Below are 15371 nucleotides of genomic sequence, written 5' to 3' on the forward strand. Positions count from 1 at the left end.
TAGAAACAATTGGCAATAATTTGCCTATGCAATGAACATAAAATTACGGAAATACAACTTCATAGTTATTGTGAACCATGGTATTTTTAGGAGGAACAAATCAAATGAACTTATTAGCAAAAACAAGAAAAATCAATGCAATGCTCCAAAAAGCAGCAGGTAAAGCAGTTAACTTCAAAGAAATGGCCGAAAGTTTAAGTGAAGTTATCGAAGCAAATGTTTTTGTCGTCAGCCGCCGCGGGAAATTACTAGGCATAGCGGTAAGTCAGCAAATCGAAAATGAACGCATGTACAAAATGTTGGAAGATAAACAATTCCCTGAAGTGTACACAAAAAACCTATTCAATATTCCCGAAACATCTTCCAATCTTGATATCGAAAGTGAATACACTGCTTTCCCAGTGGAAAACAAAGAGCTTTTCGCAACTGGTTTAACAACGATCGTACCGATTATGGGTGGGGGAGAGCGTTTAGGAACTCTGGTTCTTGCTCGATTACAAGAAAAATTTCACGATGACGATTTAATTTTGGCTGAGTATGGTGCGACTGTAGTAGGTATGGAAATCCTTCGTGAAAAATCAGAAGAGATAGAAGAAGAAGCTCGTAGTAAAGCTGTGGTTCAAATGGCAATTTCCTCGTTATCGTACAGCGAATTGGAAGCTATTGAGCACATTTTTGAAGAGCTTAAAGGTAATGAAGGTCTGCTTGTAGCATCAAAAATCGCAGACCGTGTAGGCATCACTCGTTCCGTAATCGTAAATGCGCTTAGGAAACTAGAGAGTGCAGGAGTCATTGAATCACGCTCCCTTGGGATGAAAGGTACTTATATCAAAGTATTGAATGATAAATTCCTTCTTGAATTAGAAAAGCTTAAAAATAATTAACATACAGAAAGGCAGCCCTTGAAAAAGGGCTGCCTTTTTTTGTGAGTTTTTTCCATGTGAAGCTGGCTAGGACAAGACAAACAAGCAAAAAGAGGTAATTCGAATTAAAGATCTTAAATGGAAATGCGAATAAAGCGTGTTTTTTACGAGGAGCAATAAATATAGTTAAATTTTTCTTTAAAAGGGCAATTATATTATTATAACTATTGAAATGATGAAAACTAAAAGTTGCTGGGGGTAATTAATTTTATGTAATCAATGACTTTTAGGTAAAGAGTTTCAGTCCTTCTTTATTGTTAAAGCGAAATTTGTCGAATGGGTAATAACTTTGAAATGATTTATTTTAAAAAAAAACGAAATAGTGCATTTGCCATATGTTTTTTAATAAACCCTTTATTTAAAAGGATGAAATTAATTAAATGGAAATAATTACTTGAAAGTAAATGTAAAAATTAGTTCTAAAGTATCAGGTATATAGATCGGTTTTTCGATATGATAAATAAGCTAATAGAAGTAAAATTTGGTTAAAATGTAGAATATCATAATAAAATGTAATATACGTAATATTAATCCTAGAATAATACTAAAAATTACGACAAATTTTTGCAATTTGCGACAAATTTCGACGATAATAGGTCTAAAGTCTTTGTGTTGTTTATGGACATACTTATTATGTTTCTTTAAAATTAAACCATAAATGCATTGGGTTAATTTATTGGTAAAGTAATTATCTGTTAAATAAAGAAAGAGGTGATCGATATGGAATTATTTTCGAATACTTTTCAATCACTAGAAAATGCTCTTAATTATTCTAATACAAAACAAAAAGTCATTTCACAGAACATAGCCAATTCGGATACGCCTAACTATAAAGCTAAAGAGGTCGACAAAACACAATCCTTTAAAGCAGAGCTGGAAGATTCCCTGGAGTCATATCGAACCGATGAACGACATTTCACCTTCAATTCAGAGGGCAGTCATGTTTCTCCCATCGTGACGCAGAAAAACGTCCAATATAACAATAACGGAAATAGTGTGGACGTTGATAAGGAAATGACGGATCTTGCTGCCAATCAGATTTATTATAATGCAGTCACAGACAGGCTTTCAGGTAAGTTTCAATCATTGGAGAATGTAATTAGAGGAGGTAAGTGATGGGAATCTTCCAAAGTATAAATATGACTGGGTCTAGTCTGACCAGTCAAAGGTTAAGGATGGATGTAATATCTGCGAATATGGCTAATGCCGATACGACCAGGGGAGAATATGACGCGGAATCGAAAACATGGAAACCATACACAAGAAAAGCGGTTGTGATGCAAAGTAAGGAAGAAGGTTTTTCAAGTTTTTTAAACGCAGCATCCGGAAAAACAAGCGAGGTCGGGAATGGAGTAAAGGTGACTGGAATTGTTAAAGACAAAACACCTTTTGAACTGGATTACAATCCCGAACACCCAGATGCCAATGAAGACGGTTATGTTGAAATGCCAAATGTCGACCCGCTTAGGGAAATGGTCGATTTAATGAATGTAACACGTTCATACGAAGCAAATGTGACAGTTATGCATCAAAGGGAATGATGATGAAAGCGTTGGAAATCGGAAAATAAAATTTGAATGGAGAGTGTTGATATGGAGGGGATTTCTCTTTCGCCAATGGACCATCCAGGTAATGTGCTGAAAAAAAATCAGAACAATACTAATACACCATACGAAGCACACCGGAATTTTGCGTCGGTATTAAAAGAATCAATGAATAAAGTCAACGAAACACAAGCGACATCTGATGACCTTACAACCAAACTGGTTAATGGAGATGATGTTGAGCTTCATTCGGTGATGATAGCTTCACAAAAAGCCAGCGTTACCATGCAGGCTACATTAGAGGTTCGGAATAAGGTTGTTGAAGCCTACCAAGAAATGATGGGAATGAGTATATAGCATTCATTTTTAAGACCTCATTAATATTGAGAAAAATGACCAGGGGGAAAATGAATCCCCCACTCATAAATTCATAGACTGACCGGGGGATTTAAATGAATGAAGTATTAGTGAATGTTAAGAACAAATTAACTACTTACTGGACGAGCCGCAGTAAAAAACAAAAAATGATGATGATTGGTTCAGCAGCATTGATTATCATCATCATTACGGCTGTTTCAATTTTAACCACTCGTACGACGCTGGTGCCCTTATATTCCAATTTAACTCCATCGGAGACGGGGAGTATCAAAGAAAATTTAGACAGTCAAGGGATTAAGAACGAAGTATCTGAAAATGGTACAACCATAATGGTTCCTGAAGAAAGCCTGGATTCACTGAAAGTGGAACTGGCAGCTGAAGGAATTCCTGAATCCGGCAGTATCGACTATTCTTTTTTTAGTCAAAGTGCTGGTATCGGGATGACTGAAAATGAATTCAATGTCATTAAACTGGACTCGATGCAAACGGAATTGGCCAGTTTAATAAAAAAAATTGATGGAGTAGAAGATGCCAGTGTAATGATCACTCTTCCTGATAAGGGAGTTTTCGTCAGTGATTCAGCTGGGGAATCGTCAGCATCCATTGTATTGAATACAAAACCCGGTTATAAATTTGAAGAAAGTCAAATCAATTCCCTTTATCATCTGGTCTCAAAAAGTGTCCCTAATCTTCCTACAGATAATATCGTCATTATGAACCAAGACTTTGAGTACTTCGATCTTGAAAATAAAAATTCTTCTTTTGCGTCGGCTTTTGCTACCCAAAACGAAATTAAAAAAGAAATAGAACGCGATATTCAAAGACAGGTACAAAATATGCTTGGAACGATAATGGGGAGAGACAAAGTGGTTGTTTCTGTCACGACAGAGATTGATTTCACTCAAGAAAACCGGGAAGAGAATTTAGTTGAACCGGTCGATGAAGAAAATATGGCTGGAATTGAGATTTCTGCGCAAAGGATCAATGAATCGTATAGTGGGGACGCAGCAGGTGCAGGAGGCGTTCCGCAAAGTGAGGATTCCTCTGATTCATTGGGATCCAGTTACGTTGAAGGCACAACCGGATCCGGTGATTATGAAAAAGTGGATGAAAAGATAAATAGTGAAGTGAACCGAATCAAGAAGGAAATAGTCGGAAGCCCATATAAAGTTAAGGATTTAGGCATTCAGGTCATGGTTGAACCGCCCACTGCTGACGATCCAAATTCTTTATCTCAACAGAGTGTGGATGATATTTCCCAAATCCTTGGTACGATAATACGCACGACAATCGAGAAAAAAGTTGAAGGGGAAGAACTGACGGACGAGGAGCTTAATAATAAAATTGCGATTTCCGTTCAACCTTTTAACGGAAAAATGAAGTTGCCAAAAGATGAAACGAGTCCATCGTTACCAATATGGGCATACATCGTCGGTGGAGTGCTTTTACTAGTCATTATCATTCTCTTAATCTTATTCTTCCGTTCCCGAAAGCAAGCTGAAATGGAAGAGGAGTACGAGGTTGAAGAGGAAGAAGTTGTATTTGATGTTCCGGATTTAAACAAAGAGAAGGAAACGGAAGCATCTTTAAAACGAAAACAGCTTGAGAAACTTGCAAAAGAAAAACCAGATGAATTTGCAAAATTATTAAGAAGCTGGATAGCAGAAGACTAGGAGGCAGGGAAAGTGACAGAAAGAAAAAAAAAGACTGGATTGACTGGCAAACAGAAAGCTGCCATCCTCCTTATTTCCTTAGGCCCGGATGTTTCTGCATCCGTATATAAGCATCTCTCTGAAGAGGAAATTGAAAGATTGACTCTAGAAATTTCGGGAGTGAGGAAAGTGGACTCCCATGATAAAGAAGAAATCCTGGAAGAATTCCATAATATTGCTTTAGCACAGGATTACATCTCACAGGGCGGGATAGGATACGCGAAGCAGGTACTTGAAAAGGCATTAGGTACTGATCAGGCAGCCGCCATCATTAACCGTTTAACATCTTCCTTACAAGTTCGTCCATTCGACTTTGCCCGAAAGGCAGATCCTGGACAGATCTTGAATTTCATCCAGAACGAGCATCCGCAGACTATTGCATTAATTTTGTCCTATCTTGATCCCACACAGGCTGGACAAATATTGTCTGAACTTCCGCAAGAGGTGCAGGCCGATATTGCAAGAAGGATAGCTTTAATGGACAGCACGTCGCCGGAAATCATCAATGTAGTTGAGCAAATACTCGAAAGGAAACTTTCTGCGACCGTGACCCAAGATTATACACAGACTGGTGGAGTAGAAGCGGTTGTGGATGTGTTGAATGGTGTTGACCGTTCCACGGAAAGAACAATCTTGGATGCACTCGAAATTCAAGATCCAGAGCTTGCTGAGGAAATCAAGAAACGAATGTTTGTTTTTGAAGATATCGTGACCCTTGATGGCAGGGCGATTCAGCGTGTAGTAAGGGATTCTGATAATGAAGACCTTAAACTTTCTCTTAAAGTGGCAAGTGATGAAGTGAAAGAAATCGTTTTCCGAAACATGTCAAAACGCATGGTCGAAACGTTCCAGGAAGAAATGGAATATATGGGGCCTGTACGTTTGCGTGATGTAGAAGAAGCACAATCCAGAATAGTTGCTGTCATTCGTCACCTGGAAGAAAATGGAGATATTGTGATTGCCCGCGGTGGAGGGGATGATATCTTTGTCTAGGATTATCAAATCCCAGCAGGCCCATCAGGAGAAAAGCAAAAAGATAGCGATAAAAGTTCGACCTTTTTACTTTCTTCAAAATGATGATGCAGATGAACGGAGAAACGTTCAACATTTTCAATCTGATGAATTTCTGAATGATGCTAAGCAGGAAGCCGAAATGTTATTACTGGAGGCTAAACAAAAAGCCCAAACGATAGCTGCAGAAATCCAGTTAGAACGAGAACATTGGGAAAATCAAGAAAAAGTGATGTTTATCGAACAAGTTCAAAAAGAAGGGTATCAGCAAGGAGTCGAAGATGGAATCCAAAAGGGTTATAACGAGATTGCAGGGGAAATAGCTTTCGCAAAAGAAGTGGTAGAGTCCTCTAAAAAAGATTATCGGCAGCATATCGAATCATCTGAAACCGTTATTTTGAATCTTGCCGTGAAGGTGGCGGAGAAAATTATCGGGCACCAGCTTGAAAACGATGAAGTGTCTTTTCTATCCATAGTCAAGAGAGCCATCAAAGAGGTGAGGGATTACCGTGAAGTGCAATTGCATATCCACCCGGTCCAATATCAATCGATTCTCTCTCGTAAGGAAGAGTTGATGGCAATCTTTCCAAAGGATACCGAGTTATATATCTTTCCGGATGATGAACTTGAAGAAAACAGCTGTATTATCGAATCCGAAAATGGAAGAATGGATGCAAGTGTCGACAGTCAGTTGCAGGAAATAAAAGTGAAACTAACTGAATTGCTGGAAGGGGAGTAAAGATGAAAACTAGAGACCTATTGCCCTTAGTCGATGAAGTTGATCCATTCAAACATTATGGACGGGTCAAACGTGTCGTAGGGTTAATGATAGAATCTCAAGGCCCTGAAAGCTCTGTAGGCGATGTTTGTTATATCTATACGGGTATACAAAAAAAGAAAAACAGAATATTAGCTGAAGTTGTCGGTTTCCGTGATGAAATGGTTATTTTAATGCCATTTACAGCAGTTAGCGATATTGCACCGGGTTGTATCGTGGAAGGAAGCGGACGGAGCCTTGAGATAAAGGTGGGAAGTGGACTTATTGGGAAGGTAGTCGATCCATTGGGACATCCGATTGATGATTCACGGCTTCCAAAAGGTCTAGCTACAGTTCCTGTGGATCAAGATCCGCCAAATCCGATGAAACGACCTCCCATTGATGAACAGATAGATGTAGGAGTGCGAGTGATTGATAGTTTATTAACAGTTGGAAAAGGTCAACGTGTTGGTATCTTTGCAGGGAGCGGAGTAGGGAAAAGTACGCTACTTGGAATGGTAGCAAGGAATACGACTGCTGACTTAAACGTAATCGGTCTTGTTGGAGAACGTGGCCGGGAAGTTCGTGAATTCATTGAGAAAGATCTTGGACCTGAAGGGCTGGCACGATCAATTGTTGTAGTGGCAACATCTGATCAACCAGCGTTGATGAGGATAAAAGGTGCTTTAACGGCAACGGCCATCGCCGAACATTTTCGTGATAAGGGATTGAACGTGATGCTGATGATGGATTCAGTCACGAGGGTTGCAATGGCCCAGAGGGAAATCGGACTTGCTATCGGAGAACCGCCGACGACCAAAGGGTATACGCCATCCGTTTTTGCCATCCTTCCAAGATTACTCGAGAGAACTGGAACAAATCAGCTAGGTACCATTACAGCGTTTTATACGGTTCTAGTCGACGGTGATGATATGAATGAGCCGATTGCTGATGCTGTCAGGGGGATTTTGGATGGTCACTTCATACTAGACCGTAACTTAGCCAATAAAGGTCAGTTTCCAGCCCTCAATGTATTAAAGAGCATAAGTCGTGTCATGAATAATATTGTTGGGGACAAGCATAAAAACTCCGCAGAAAGATTAAGGGCAAGTTTATCAACCTATATGGAATCGGAAGATTTGATTAATATAGGAGCTTATAAGAAAGGGTCTTCCAAACAAATTGATAACTCCATTACCCGCTATCCGGAAATCATTTCATTTTTAAAGCAAGGCACCCATGAAAAAGCTCCCAAAGATAATAGTATTAACGCCCTTGTCGAATTGATGGAGAAAGGTGATTAGTTATGATTTATCAATACAAATTCGAGAAGATCCTGACCATCAAAGAAAAAGAAAAAACCGATGCACTAGCTAAATATAATACTGCTTTAAAAAAATTTGAAGAAGTGGCAGAAAAGTTATATAAGCTTTTAAGGAAAAAAGAAGAGTTGCTCGAGTTTCAACAGGAAAAGCTGCGAAATGGATTATCCGTTCAGGAAATTCGTCACCATCAGTTATTTATGGACAACTTGGAGAAACTCTTAAGCCACTGTCAACAGGAGGTCATTGAAGCGCGATACAAGATGAATGTTCAACGGGGTATATTGATGGCAAGGAATATTGAGGTTAAAAAGTACGAGAAAATGAAAGAAAATGATTTTCATAAATTTCTGGACGTTATTAAGGAAGCTGAGAATAAACAAATGGATGAAATATCAATCCGGCAATTCTTAAGCAAAGGCGTTAGGTGATAAAATGCGTAAAAAAAGTAATGAATCTACTGGATTGGAAGAATTGGAAGAAAACAAAATAAGTAAGTTTCAATGGTTTCTTGTCATCTTCATTCCTTTAATCTTTGCGGTAACTGTAGCGTTGATCGTTTTTACAGTTGCGGGGGTCGATGTTGTGGAAAAGGCAAAGGAAATGTCAGGGAAAATACCATTCATTGAATCGAATCAAAATGGTGAAGAGAAAGGTAATCCATCCAAGAATGATGAGAAAGTTTTGATGAAGCTCGAAAAATTAGAAACCGAGATTGAAAACAAGGAAAAAGAGATAGACAAGCTTGAGGGCATCATTGATACACGTGACAAGGCCATTAAAAAGGCAGAAGCTGAAAAACAGCAGCTTCAAACAGAAATGAATCTACTTAAGGATAGTCAGAATGGTAGTAAACAGGCATTCAAAGATATAATCCGCACTTATGAAACCATGGCTCCCAAGAAGTCTGCACCCATCATTACAGAAATGAATGATGAAGACGCGGTGGAGATTCTCTCAAGTATGAAGGCAGCCACTTTAGCTAAGGTATTGGAGCAAATGACAACCGCTGATGCTGCAAGGTTAACGAAGAAACTAACGGAACAAAGTTCTTAAGAGAAAAGAGTACGGAGGTGAATAATATATGAATTCAGCCATCAATTCTTTACTTACCTTGGCATCATTAGATCAAAAGATACCAATTAAGCAAAATCAGCAAACTTATACCGGGTTTGGTTTCGTCCTTCAGTCTGTCGTAGAGGTGGAACCATCCCTTCCATCGGAATCAGGTGGCATCACTGAAGAACGATTGTCCGTTTTAAAGGATTTGCTTGTTTTTTTGAAACTTGAAAGGTTAAGTGATCCAGGCGAAGAGAGTGTTGTTGAAAGTCGTTCAGTAAACAACCAAGAAGAATTTAGCAACCTTCTTTTACTGGTATTAAAAAAAGTAACCGGAAATGATGAGGGTGCCCTTACTGATTTCTTTGCGAGCATCGAGGAAATGGATTTAGAACAAGAACAGGATGACTTGAGCCTGAATCCACAAAGTTTGTTATCAGCCAATGTCATGGAACTTTATTCAATCCTAAAAAAAGTTACAGTCTTGAGTGATGAAGAATCGAATGGGCTCCCTTTACCTGGTGTGGTGAATCTTTTGAAATTGGTGAAAATTCAAGATCTTCTCTCGGAGAATAAGGATATGACACAAGATGAAGCAGCTATCCAGAAACAATTGAAAAACCTGCTTGAAGGTATGACGGGAAAACTGGAGAAAATGCTGTCCAATCAGTCAAAACAAAAGTCAGAACCTGAACATTCCGACATTGTGGAAAAAGGGCAAAATAAAACAATGGAAACATTGAAAAGCGCATTCTCACAATTATCCGGGAGTGACAAGGTAAGTAAAGAAGGGACAATCCGAAGCGGTGTGACATTGCAGAATGGGGATAGCGGTAACCATCAAGGTTCCATGCCTTTTCTCATGACAAAGTTGGAGCAATTTGTCTTGACAGCTTCCAAAGGTGATCAAACTGTAAGTCAAGAAGAGTTTATCAAACAATTTGAAAATATTTTGAGTAAAACGAAATTTATCGGAACTAACGGAGTAAATAAACTGTTGATCAGATTGAATCCCGAACATTTGGGCTCCCTTAGGATCGAGTTGATTCAAAAGGATGGTATGCTGTCAGCCAAGATTATGGCTACTACTGCTCAGGCCAAAGATATACTTGAAAAACAGATTCATGGCTTAAAACAAGCATTTAGCGGCCAAAACATTCAGATAGAAAAAATTGAAATATCACAGTCCTTCAATGCTTTTAACTCCGAGAAATTCAGCCAGAAAGACACGGATGAACATAATGAGCAACAAGAGAGTAAGGAAGAAAGCAATGATGAGACGGAAAGCGAGTTTACGGGATCCCTTGCCGATGCTCTGTTAAATCTGGAAGTGTAGGTGGAAAAATGACGACCATCGATAAGTCACTATTATTATCAAAATCCCAAACTGAAAACAGAAAAACCGGGGATGCATTGGGAAAAGATGATTTCTTGAAATTGCTGCTTACCCAGCTTCAAAACCAAGATCCGTCAAGTCCGATGGACAATACGGAATTCATCGCCCAAATGGCCACTTTTTCTTCTCTGGAACAAATGATGAATATGGGATCCCAAATGGAAGAAATAATTGGGATCAATCAACAAAATAGTTTAATGAACTATAACTCTTTTGTCGGTAAGGAAGTCAATTGGCACAAATTGGATGAAGGTGATGATGACCTTGCGATAGAAGAAGGGACAGGCATCGTTAAGTCGATCCAATATAAAGGTGATGGTGTTCATTTCCTTCTGGAAGATGGCACAAAGCTTGAACCCGCAAATATTTCAGCGATGAAACAATCTAGTTCCACGACGAATAGCTTGACGGCGGCAAGTGAATTAATAGGCAAGCGTGTTTCCTGGATGGATGAAAAAAATGGAGAGTCGTCTGCTGTCGTAATCTCGGTATCCCTGAATAAAGGCAAGCTGCAAATTGAAGTGGATGATGAAAACAACACCAAGCTATCATCAGAGCAATTGATTAAAATCGCTGAAGCTTAAGGAGCGGGAATATGAATGAACTTGGTTTTCAAGCAAATTCCGCTCAGATGATGTCACAAACAAAAGTACCTTTGCCGCAAAGGTAGATCGTCCGACAAGGTTTTCAACAGCATTTTCAAGCAGCTGTTTCCACTTATGAAAAGTTGACCATTAGTAAACATGCTCAAATGCGGATGTATGAAAGAAATATAGAAATAGCACCGCAAACCAAATAGCCGATAAAGCTAATGAGGCCAAAAAGATGGGCGTGACCGAATCTCTTATAATTTCAGATAATAGGCACTCATAGTAAGTACGAAAAACAACAAAGTCATCACAGTCATGGACAGGGATGAAGCATCATCTCGAATTTTCACGAACATCAATGGAACCATAATTTTGGATTAATGGGCTTTACCTAGAAAAGGAAGCCTGGACTGTGAAATGACAGAAGCAGTCGCTATATGAAAGGGGAGCTTTTACATGCTTCGTTCAATGTATTCGGGAATAAGCGGATTAAAAAACCTACAAACAAAATTGGATGTTATCGGTAATAACGTCGCCAATGTCAATACTTACGGTTTCAAAAAAAGCCGCGTGACATTCAGCGATGCGATGAACCAAACGGTATCTGGTGCAAGTGCAGCAACAGCCAATAAAGGTGGAACCAATTCTAAACAAATTGGGTTGGGCTCAACGATTGCTACAATCGATACCATACATACACAGTCAAGCTTGCAAACCACTGGCCGTGATCTTGACTTAGGTATATCAGGGGATGGCTATTTCATCGTCAAACAAGGCGATGCACTTTCGTATACACGTGCAGGAAACTTTTATCTGGATGATAATGGTACGCTTGTCAACTCGAATGGTTTGAAGGTACAGGCTTATAAGGTTGATGAAAACGGAAAACGATCAAAAACAATCGGTGACGTTGCTGTTAACGTCAATGCGATTTTACCTGCTGTAACCTCTACTAAAATATCAGTAAGTGAAAATCTAGCTGCTGACGCAATTGATGGTACCGTATTTAGCCAGCAAATGAAAGTTGTGGATGAAAAGGGTAAAGAACAAACGGCAACTATCTATTTCCAAAAGACCGGTGATGATAAATGGGAGCTTTTTGATGAAGAACCTGCTACTTTTGGGGATACTTCAGCTACTAAACCAAAATCGTTCACTTCGTTGAACTTCGATGCTAATGGTCAGTTAGTGGCAGCTGATAAAACCCTGGCTGGTCAAACCATTAACATTTCAAGCGGCAAAGAGGATGACTCGAATACAGCAGTTGACGAAAGCGTTCAGAAGATTAAATTGGATTTTGATTTCTCGAACCTTACTCAAGTTAAAGGTTCTACGACTGCTCTTGTCAATCCGAATGGTAATAAAGAAGGGAAACTGGAGAGCTTTAATATTGGTTCATCAGGGGAAATAAATGGCGTATATTCCAACGGTCTGATCACAACATTAGGCCAATTGGCCGTTGCCAAGTTTTCCAATTCATCAGGCTTGACGAAAACCGGTGGTAATACTTTTCAGGAATCTATCAATTCAGGTACTGCAAACATCAATATTGCAGGTGAGGGCCGCGGGGTGATTGCATCAGGTTCTTTGGAAATGTCCAATGTGGATTTATCCGAAGAGTTTACTGAAATGATCGTTGCGCAACGTGGGTTCCAGTCGAATTCCCGGATTATCACGACATCGGATGAAATTTCACAAGAATTGGTCAACTTAAAACGATAGGTTAAGGGAGGGAGGAGCCAGGGGCTTATTGCTTTGGCTCCTAAATATCATTATCAAAGTTACAAGGCTCAATGGAAAATGCTTTCATATCAATGCATTGTACATAAATACAGTCGAGTCATTGCCAGATACGACCATTACTTTTACAAATGGTAAGAAAATCGTTGTGCTTGAGAAGGAAGAGGAAATGGTTGAAGCCATTATACAATTTTATCGTACCGTGAAAATTCTCGGTTTTCGTAATGATGTGGAGGAAAGATCATGAAAAAAAATCTATGGACTATTATGTTGATTATACTCGTAGCCATCACGCTTGTTGGTGTCATAGCGGTCGTGGTTGTGACAAAGTTATCTGATCCCACATCTGCCGAAGAAAAACCCAGCATTGACGAAATAGTCGAATCATCAGTTGAAATTCCCGAAATTACAACGAATCTTGCCGGCAATGATTATATTAAAATCTCATTTATGGTCCAAACAGAAAATAAAAAGGCAAAAGAAGAGCTGGAAAAAAGAAGTTTTCAAGTGAAAAATATCATCATTACCGAACTTTCCGAAATGAAAGCGGAAGAGTTGACCGGTAAAAAAGGTAAGGAAAAGCTTCAGGAAGCGCTAAAGACTAGAATGAATGAATTAATGGAAGAAGGAAACGTTGAAAAGGTTTATATAACCTCCTCGATTCTTCAATAAGGACATCCTTGCGACTTTAAATAAGAAGGAGAAGCTTTGGAGGTGAGTGTTAATGTCCGGGGAAATATTATCGCAAAATGAAATCGATGCTTTGTTATCGGCCATTTCCACAGGTGAAATGGATGCAGATGATTTAAAGAAAGAAGAAGTAGAAAAAAGAGTGAAAGTTTACGACTTTAAAAGGGCCCTTCGGTTTTCAAAGGATCAAATCCGGAGTTTGACCAGGATACACGAGAACTTTGCAAGGTTGCTGACCACATACTTTTCGGCTCAACTTAGGACATATGTTCAAATATCCGTTGCTTCGGCAGATCAAATACCATACGAAGAGTTTATTCGATCAATCCCGAAAATGACCATCCTGAATGTGTTTGAGGTGCCACCCTTGGATGGACGTATCATTCTTGAGGTCAACCCGAATATCGCCTATTCCATGATGGATCGAGTTTTGGGCGGGCGGGGCATAAGCGTGAATAAGGTAGATAGTTTAACGGAAATAGAAACGAAAATCATGTCGAATTTATTCGAGAAGGCTTTTGAAAATTTACAGGAGGCTTGGAGTACGATTGTTGAAATCGAACCGGTGATGACAGAGTTCGAGGTGAACCCACAATTTCTTCAACTGGTTTCGCCAAACGATACTGTTGTTGTCATTTCCTTGAATACACAAATCGGCGAAACGAGCGGAATGATTAATATTTGCATTCCACACGTCGTATTAGAACCAATCATACCAAAGTTATCTGCTCATTATTGGATGGAAAATTCCCAAAAGGAAAAAATCCCAGAGGAAATCATGATTTTGGAAAAGCGTATCAGAAACGCAGACCTTCCCATAATATCGGAACTTGGTTCTACGGATATCACCATCCAGGATTTTTTGCTGCTTGATGTTGGTGATGTCATTGATTTAAATAAGACAATAGATGAACCTTTGACGATTAAAATTGGAGGGGTCCCCAAATACAGTGGGCAGCCAGGAAAAGTGGGAAAAAAACACGCCATCCAGATTCTTGAAATTTTGAAAGGGGGAGACGAAGATGGTAAGTGATGAAATGCTTTCACAAGACGAGATAGATGCCCTTTTAAAAGGTACAAGTGATATAGAAGGTGAGGTGAACTCTCTTTCGATTGACGATTATTTATCAATGATGGAACTCGACGCCCTTGGTGAAATTGGTAATATCTCCTTCGGAAGTTCGGCCACTGCCCTATCCACTTTGTTGAATCAGAAAGTGGATATCACCACCCCGACGGTTACCTTAATTGAAAGGGGACAGATCACGGAAGAATTTCCGCATCCGTATGTAGCGATTCAAGTGCAATATACAGAAGGTTTCTCAGGTATTAATATGCTGGTCATCAAGCAGAGCGATGCTGCTATCATTGCAGATTTGATGCTTGGCGGTGATGGGGAGAATCCTTCTGACCTGCTGGGAGAAATTCAATTGAGTGCGGTCCAGGAAGCCATGAACCAGATGATGGGTTCTGCTGCGACATCGATGTCGACCATTTTTGGTAAAAAGGTGGATATTTCTCCTCCTAGCATAGATTTACTTAACTTTATAAAAGGACAAGGTGAAAATGCGATACCGGACGAGGATTTATTTGCGAAAATCTCGTTCCGTCTTCGTGTCGGTAACTTAATTGATTCCAGTATTATGCAATTGTTGCCAGTGGAATTTGCTAAAGGGTTAGTTTCTGAATTATTAAAGGGAACAAGCGATAGCGAACCTACCGATATGAAAACGCAAAAGGCACTAAGTGATCCAGTAACAAACATTCCATCTCAGGAGCCGGCGGCAGTCCAGAACTCCCGGCCTACTCAATCGTCTAATGAATTTTATGGACAAGGGGGTTACCAACCCCAACCTACGAACCAAATACCGAATGTGCCGCAGCATTTTGGGGCTTCATCCGTACCAACAGGGCAGCCGGTAAATGTTCAGCCTGCCAGTTTCACTAGTTTTCAGCCTTATCAGCTTCAAGAGTCTGAATCGAAAAATCTCAGTATGCTGATGGATATCCCTTTGCAAGTAACTGTGGAGCTTGGGAGAACGAAGCGCTCAGTCAAGGATATTTTGGAGCTGTCATCCGGATCTATCATCGAATTGGATAAATTAGCAGGCGAGCCAGTGGATATCCTGGTAAACAGCCGCTTGATAGCAAAAGGTGAGGTAGTGGTGATTGATGAAAATTTTGGAGTGCGTGTTACGGATATCATGAGTCAAAGTGAAAGATTAAATAAAATCAGGTAATTTGGGGGA

At 39.6% G+C, this 15371-nt stretch carries 17 protein-coding genes and 1 pseudogene; all 18 read left to right on the forward strand.

The genetic code is table 11. From position 1 onward, the window contains the following. The first annotated feature begins 104 nt into the window (after window positions 1–104). The 18 genes and pseudogenes from codY to fliY all read left to right on the forward strand — a co-directional run bounded on the left by codY (window position 105) and on the right by fliY (window position 15362). The gene (gene codY / locus ABIE66_RS08420; protein ID WP_053345318.1) at window positions 105–884 is read left to right on the forward strand and encodes a GTP-sensing pleiotropic transcriptional regulator CodY; all 780 of its coding nucleotides are present in this window, start codon (window positions 105–107) and stop codon (window positions 882–884) included. Between the two features lie 759 nt (window positions 885–1643). Beyond that, a complete protein-coding gene (flgB, locus tag ABIE66_RS08425; RefSeq protein WP_370014397.1) occupies window positions 1644–2039 on the forward strand; it encodes a flagellar basal body rod protein FlgB in 396 nt (131 codons plus the stop codon). Continuing rightward, window positions 2039–2493: pseudogene (flgC, locus tag ABIE66_RS08430) on the forward strand (flagellar basal body rod protein FlgC). The gene flgB and the pseudogene flgC overlap by 1 nt, the downstream one beginning before the upstream one ends. A 46-nt stretch (window positions 2494–2539) precedes the next feature. Then, window positions 2540–2824 (forward strand): flagellar hook-basal body complex protein FliE, encoded by a 285-nt coding sequence (gene fliE, locus ABIE66_RS08435; RefSeq protein ID WP_370017001.1) that lies wholly within the window; start codon window positions 2540–2542, stop codon window positions 2822–2824. A 95-nt stretch (window positions 2825–2919) separates the two neighbouring features. Continuing rightward, complete coding sequence (gene fliF / locus ABIE66_RS08440) at window positions 2920–4518, forward strand: flagellar basal-body MS-ring/collar protein FliF (RefSeq protein WP_370014398.1); 1599 nt, start codon at window positions 2920–2922, stop codon at window positions 4516–4518. A 12-nt stretch (window positions 4519–4530) separates the two neighbouring features. Then, window positions 4531–5550, forward strand: coding sequence for a flagellar motor switch protein FliG (gene fliG, locus ABIE66_RS08445; protein WP_370014399.1), 1020 nt, complete (start codon window positions 4531–4533; stop codon window positions 5548–5550). After that, window positions 5543–6307, forward strand: a complete 765-nt coding sequence (gene fliH, locus ABIE66_RS08450) for a flagellar assembly protein FliH (protein ID WP_370014400.1) — start codon at window positions 5543–5545, stop codon at window positions 6305–6307. The genes fliG and fliH overlap by 8 nt, the downstream gene beginning before the upstream one ends. A gap of 2 nt (window positions 6308–6309) precedes the next feature. Then, window positions 6310–7629 (forward strand): flagellar protein export ATPase FliI, encoded by a 1320-nt coding sequence (gene fliI / locus ABIE66_RS08455; RefSeq protein WP_289324387.1) that lies wholly within the window; start codon window positions 6310–6312, stop codon window positions 7627–7629. Between the two features lie 2 nt (window positions 7630–7631). Then, complete coding sequence (gene fliJ, locus ABIE66_RS08460; RefSeq protein WP_289324388.1) at window positions 7632–8078, forward strand: flagellar export protein FliJ; 447 nt, start codon at window positions 7632–7634, stop codon at window positions 8076–8078. Between the two features lie 4 nt (window positions 8079–8082). Next, window positions 8083–8703: a MotE family protein gene (locus ABIE66_RS08465; RefSeq protein WP_370014401.1), complete on the forward strand. Its 621-nt coding sequence runs from the start codon at window positions 8083–8085 to the stop codon at window positions 8701–8703. Between the two features lie 28 nt (window positions 8704–8731). Continuing rightward, on the forward strand, window positions 8732–10042 hold the full coding sequence (locus ABIE66_RS08470; RefSeq protein ID WP_370014402.1) for a flagellar hook-length control protein FliK: 1311 nt from the start codon (window positions 8732–8734) through the stop codon (window positions 10040–10042). Between the two features lie 8 nt (window positions 10043–10050). Continuing rightward, window positions 10051–10686 carry a flagellar hook assembly protein FlgD gene (flgD, locus tag ABIE66_RS08475; protein WP_370014403.1) on the forward strand — a complete coding sequence of 212 codons (636 nt, stop codon included), beginning with the start codon at window positions 10051–10053 and terminating at the stop codon, window positions 10684–10686. A 321-nt stretch (window positions 10687–11007) separates the two neighbouring features. Then, complete coding sequence (locus tag ABIE66_RS08480; RefSeq protein ID WP_289327273.1) at window positions 11008–11073, forward strand: hypothetical protein; 66 nt, start codon at window positions 11008–11010, stop codon at window positions 11071–11073. 75 nt (window positions 11074–11148) lie between these two features. After that, entirely contained in the window at window positions 11149–12414 is a 1266-nt protein-coding gene (locus ABIE66_RS08485; RefSeq protein ID WP_370014404.1) for a flagellar hook protein FlgE, read from the forward strand. Between the two features lie 28 nt (window positions 12415–12442). Further along, a complete protein-coding gene (locus ABIE66_RS08490; RefSeq protein WP_370014405.1) occupies window positions 12443–12679 on the forward strand; it encodes a flagellar FlbD family protein in 237 nt (78 codons plus the stop codon). Continuing rightward, window positions 12676–13104, forward strand: coding sequence for a flagellar basal body-associated protein FliL (fliL, locus tag ABIE66_RS08495; RefSeq protein ID WP_289324393.1), 429 nt, complete (start codon window positions 12676–12678; stop codon window positions 13102–13104). Before ABIE66_RS08490 ends, fliL begins: the two co-directional genes overlap by 4 nt. Before the next feature lie 52 nt (window positions 13105–13156). Next, window positions 13157–14155, forward strand: coding sequence for a flagellar motor switch protein FliM (fliM, locus tag ABIE66_RS08500; protein WP_289324394.1), 999 nt, complete (start codon window positions 13157–13159; stop codon window positions 14153–14155). Further along, window positions 14145–15362 carry a flagellar motor switch phosphatase FliY gene (gene fliY / locus ABIE66_RS08505; protein WP_370014406.1) on the forward strand — a complete coding sequence of 406 codons (1218 nt, stop codon included), beginning with the start codon at window positions 14145–14147 and terminating at the stop codon, window positions 15360–15362. Before fliM ends, fliY begins: the two co-directional genes overlap by 11 nt. Window positions 15363–15371 lie beyond the last annotated feature (9 nt).

The organism is Peribacillus sp. B2I2 (assembly GCF_041261685.1).
GTDB lineage: Bacteria > Bacillota > Bacilli > Bacillales > DSM-1321 > Peribacillus.

Excerpts from the sequence above, each read along its gene's own strand:
- flgD (WP_370014403.1), top strand. The coding sequence starts at position 10,051 with ATGACGACCATCGATAAGTCACTATTATTATCAAAATCCCAAACTGAA.
- ABIE66_RS08470 (WP_370014402.1), top strand. The coding sequence starts at position 8,732 with ATGAATTCAGCCATCAATTCTTTACTTACCTTGGCATCATTAGATCAA.
- fliL (WP_289324393.1), top strand. The coding sequence starts at position 12,676 with ATGAAAAAAAATCTATGGACTATTATGTTGATTATACTCGTAGCCATC.
- fliI (WP_289324387.1), top strand. The coding sequence starts at position 6,310 with ATGAAAACTAGAGACCTATTGCCCTTAGTCGATGAAGTTGATCCATTC.
- fliM (WP_289324394.1), top strand. The coding sequence starts at position 13,157 with ATGTCCGGGGAAATATTATCGCAAAATGAAATCGATGCTTTGTTATCG.
- fliY (WP_370014406.1), top strand. The coding sequence starts at position 14,145 with ATGGTAAGTGATGAAATGCTTTCACAAGACGAGATAGATGCCCTTTTA.
- fliJ (WP_289324388.1), top strand. The coding sequence starts at position 7,632 with ATGATTTATCAATACAAATTCGAGAAGATCCTGACCATCAAAGAAAAA.
- fliE (WP_370017001.1), top strand. The coding sequence starts at position 2,540 with ATGGACCATCCAGGTAATGTGCTGAAAAAAAATCAGAACAATACTAAT.
- codY (WP_053345318.1), top strand. The coding sequence starts at position 105 with ATGAACTTATTAGCAAAAACAAGAAAAATCAATGCAATGCTCCAAAAA.
- flgB (WP_370014397.1), top strand. The coding sequence starts at position 1,644 with ATGGAATTATTTTCGAATACTTTTCAATCACTAGAAAATGCTCTTAAT.
- ABIE66_RS08485 (WP_370014404.1), top strand. The coding sequence starts at position 11,149 with ATGCTTCGTTCAATGTATTCGGGAATAAGCGGATTAAAAAACCTACAA.
- ABIE66_RS08465 (WP_370014401.1), top strand. The coding sequence starts at position 8,083 with ATGCGTAAAAAAAGTAATGAATCTACTGGATTGGAAGAATTGGAAGAA.
- fliF (WP_370014398.1), top strand. The coding sequence starts at position 2,920 with ATGAATGAAGTATTAGTGAATGTTAAGAACAAATTAACTACTTACTGG.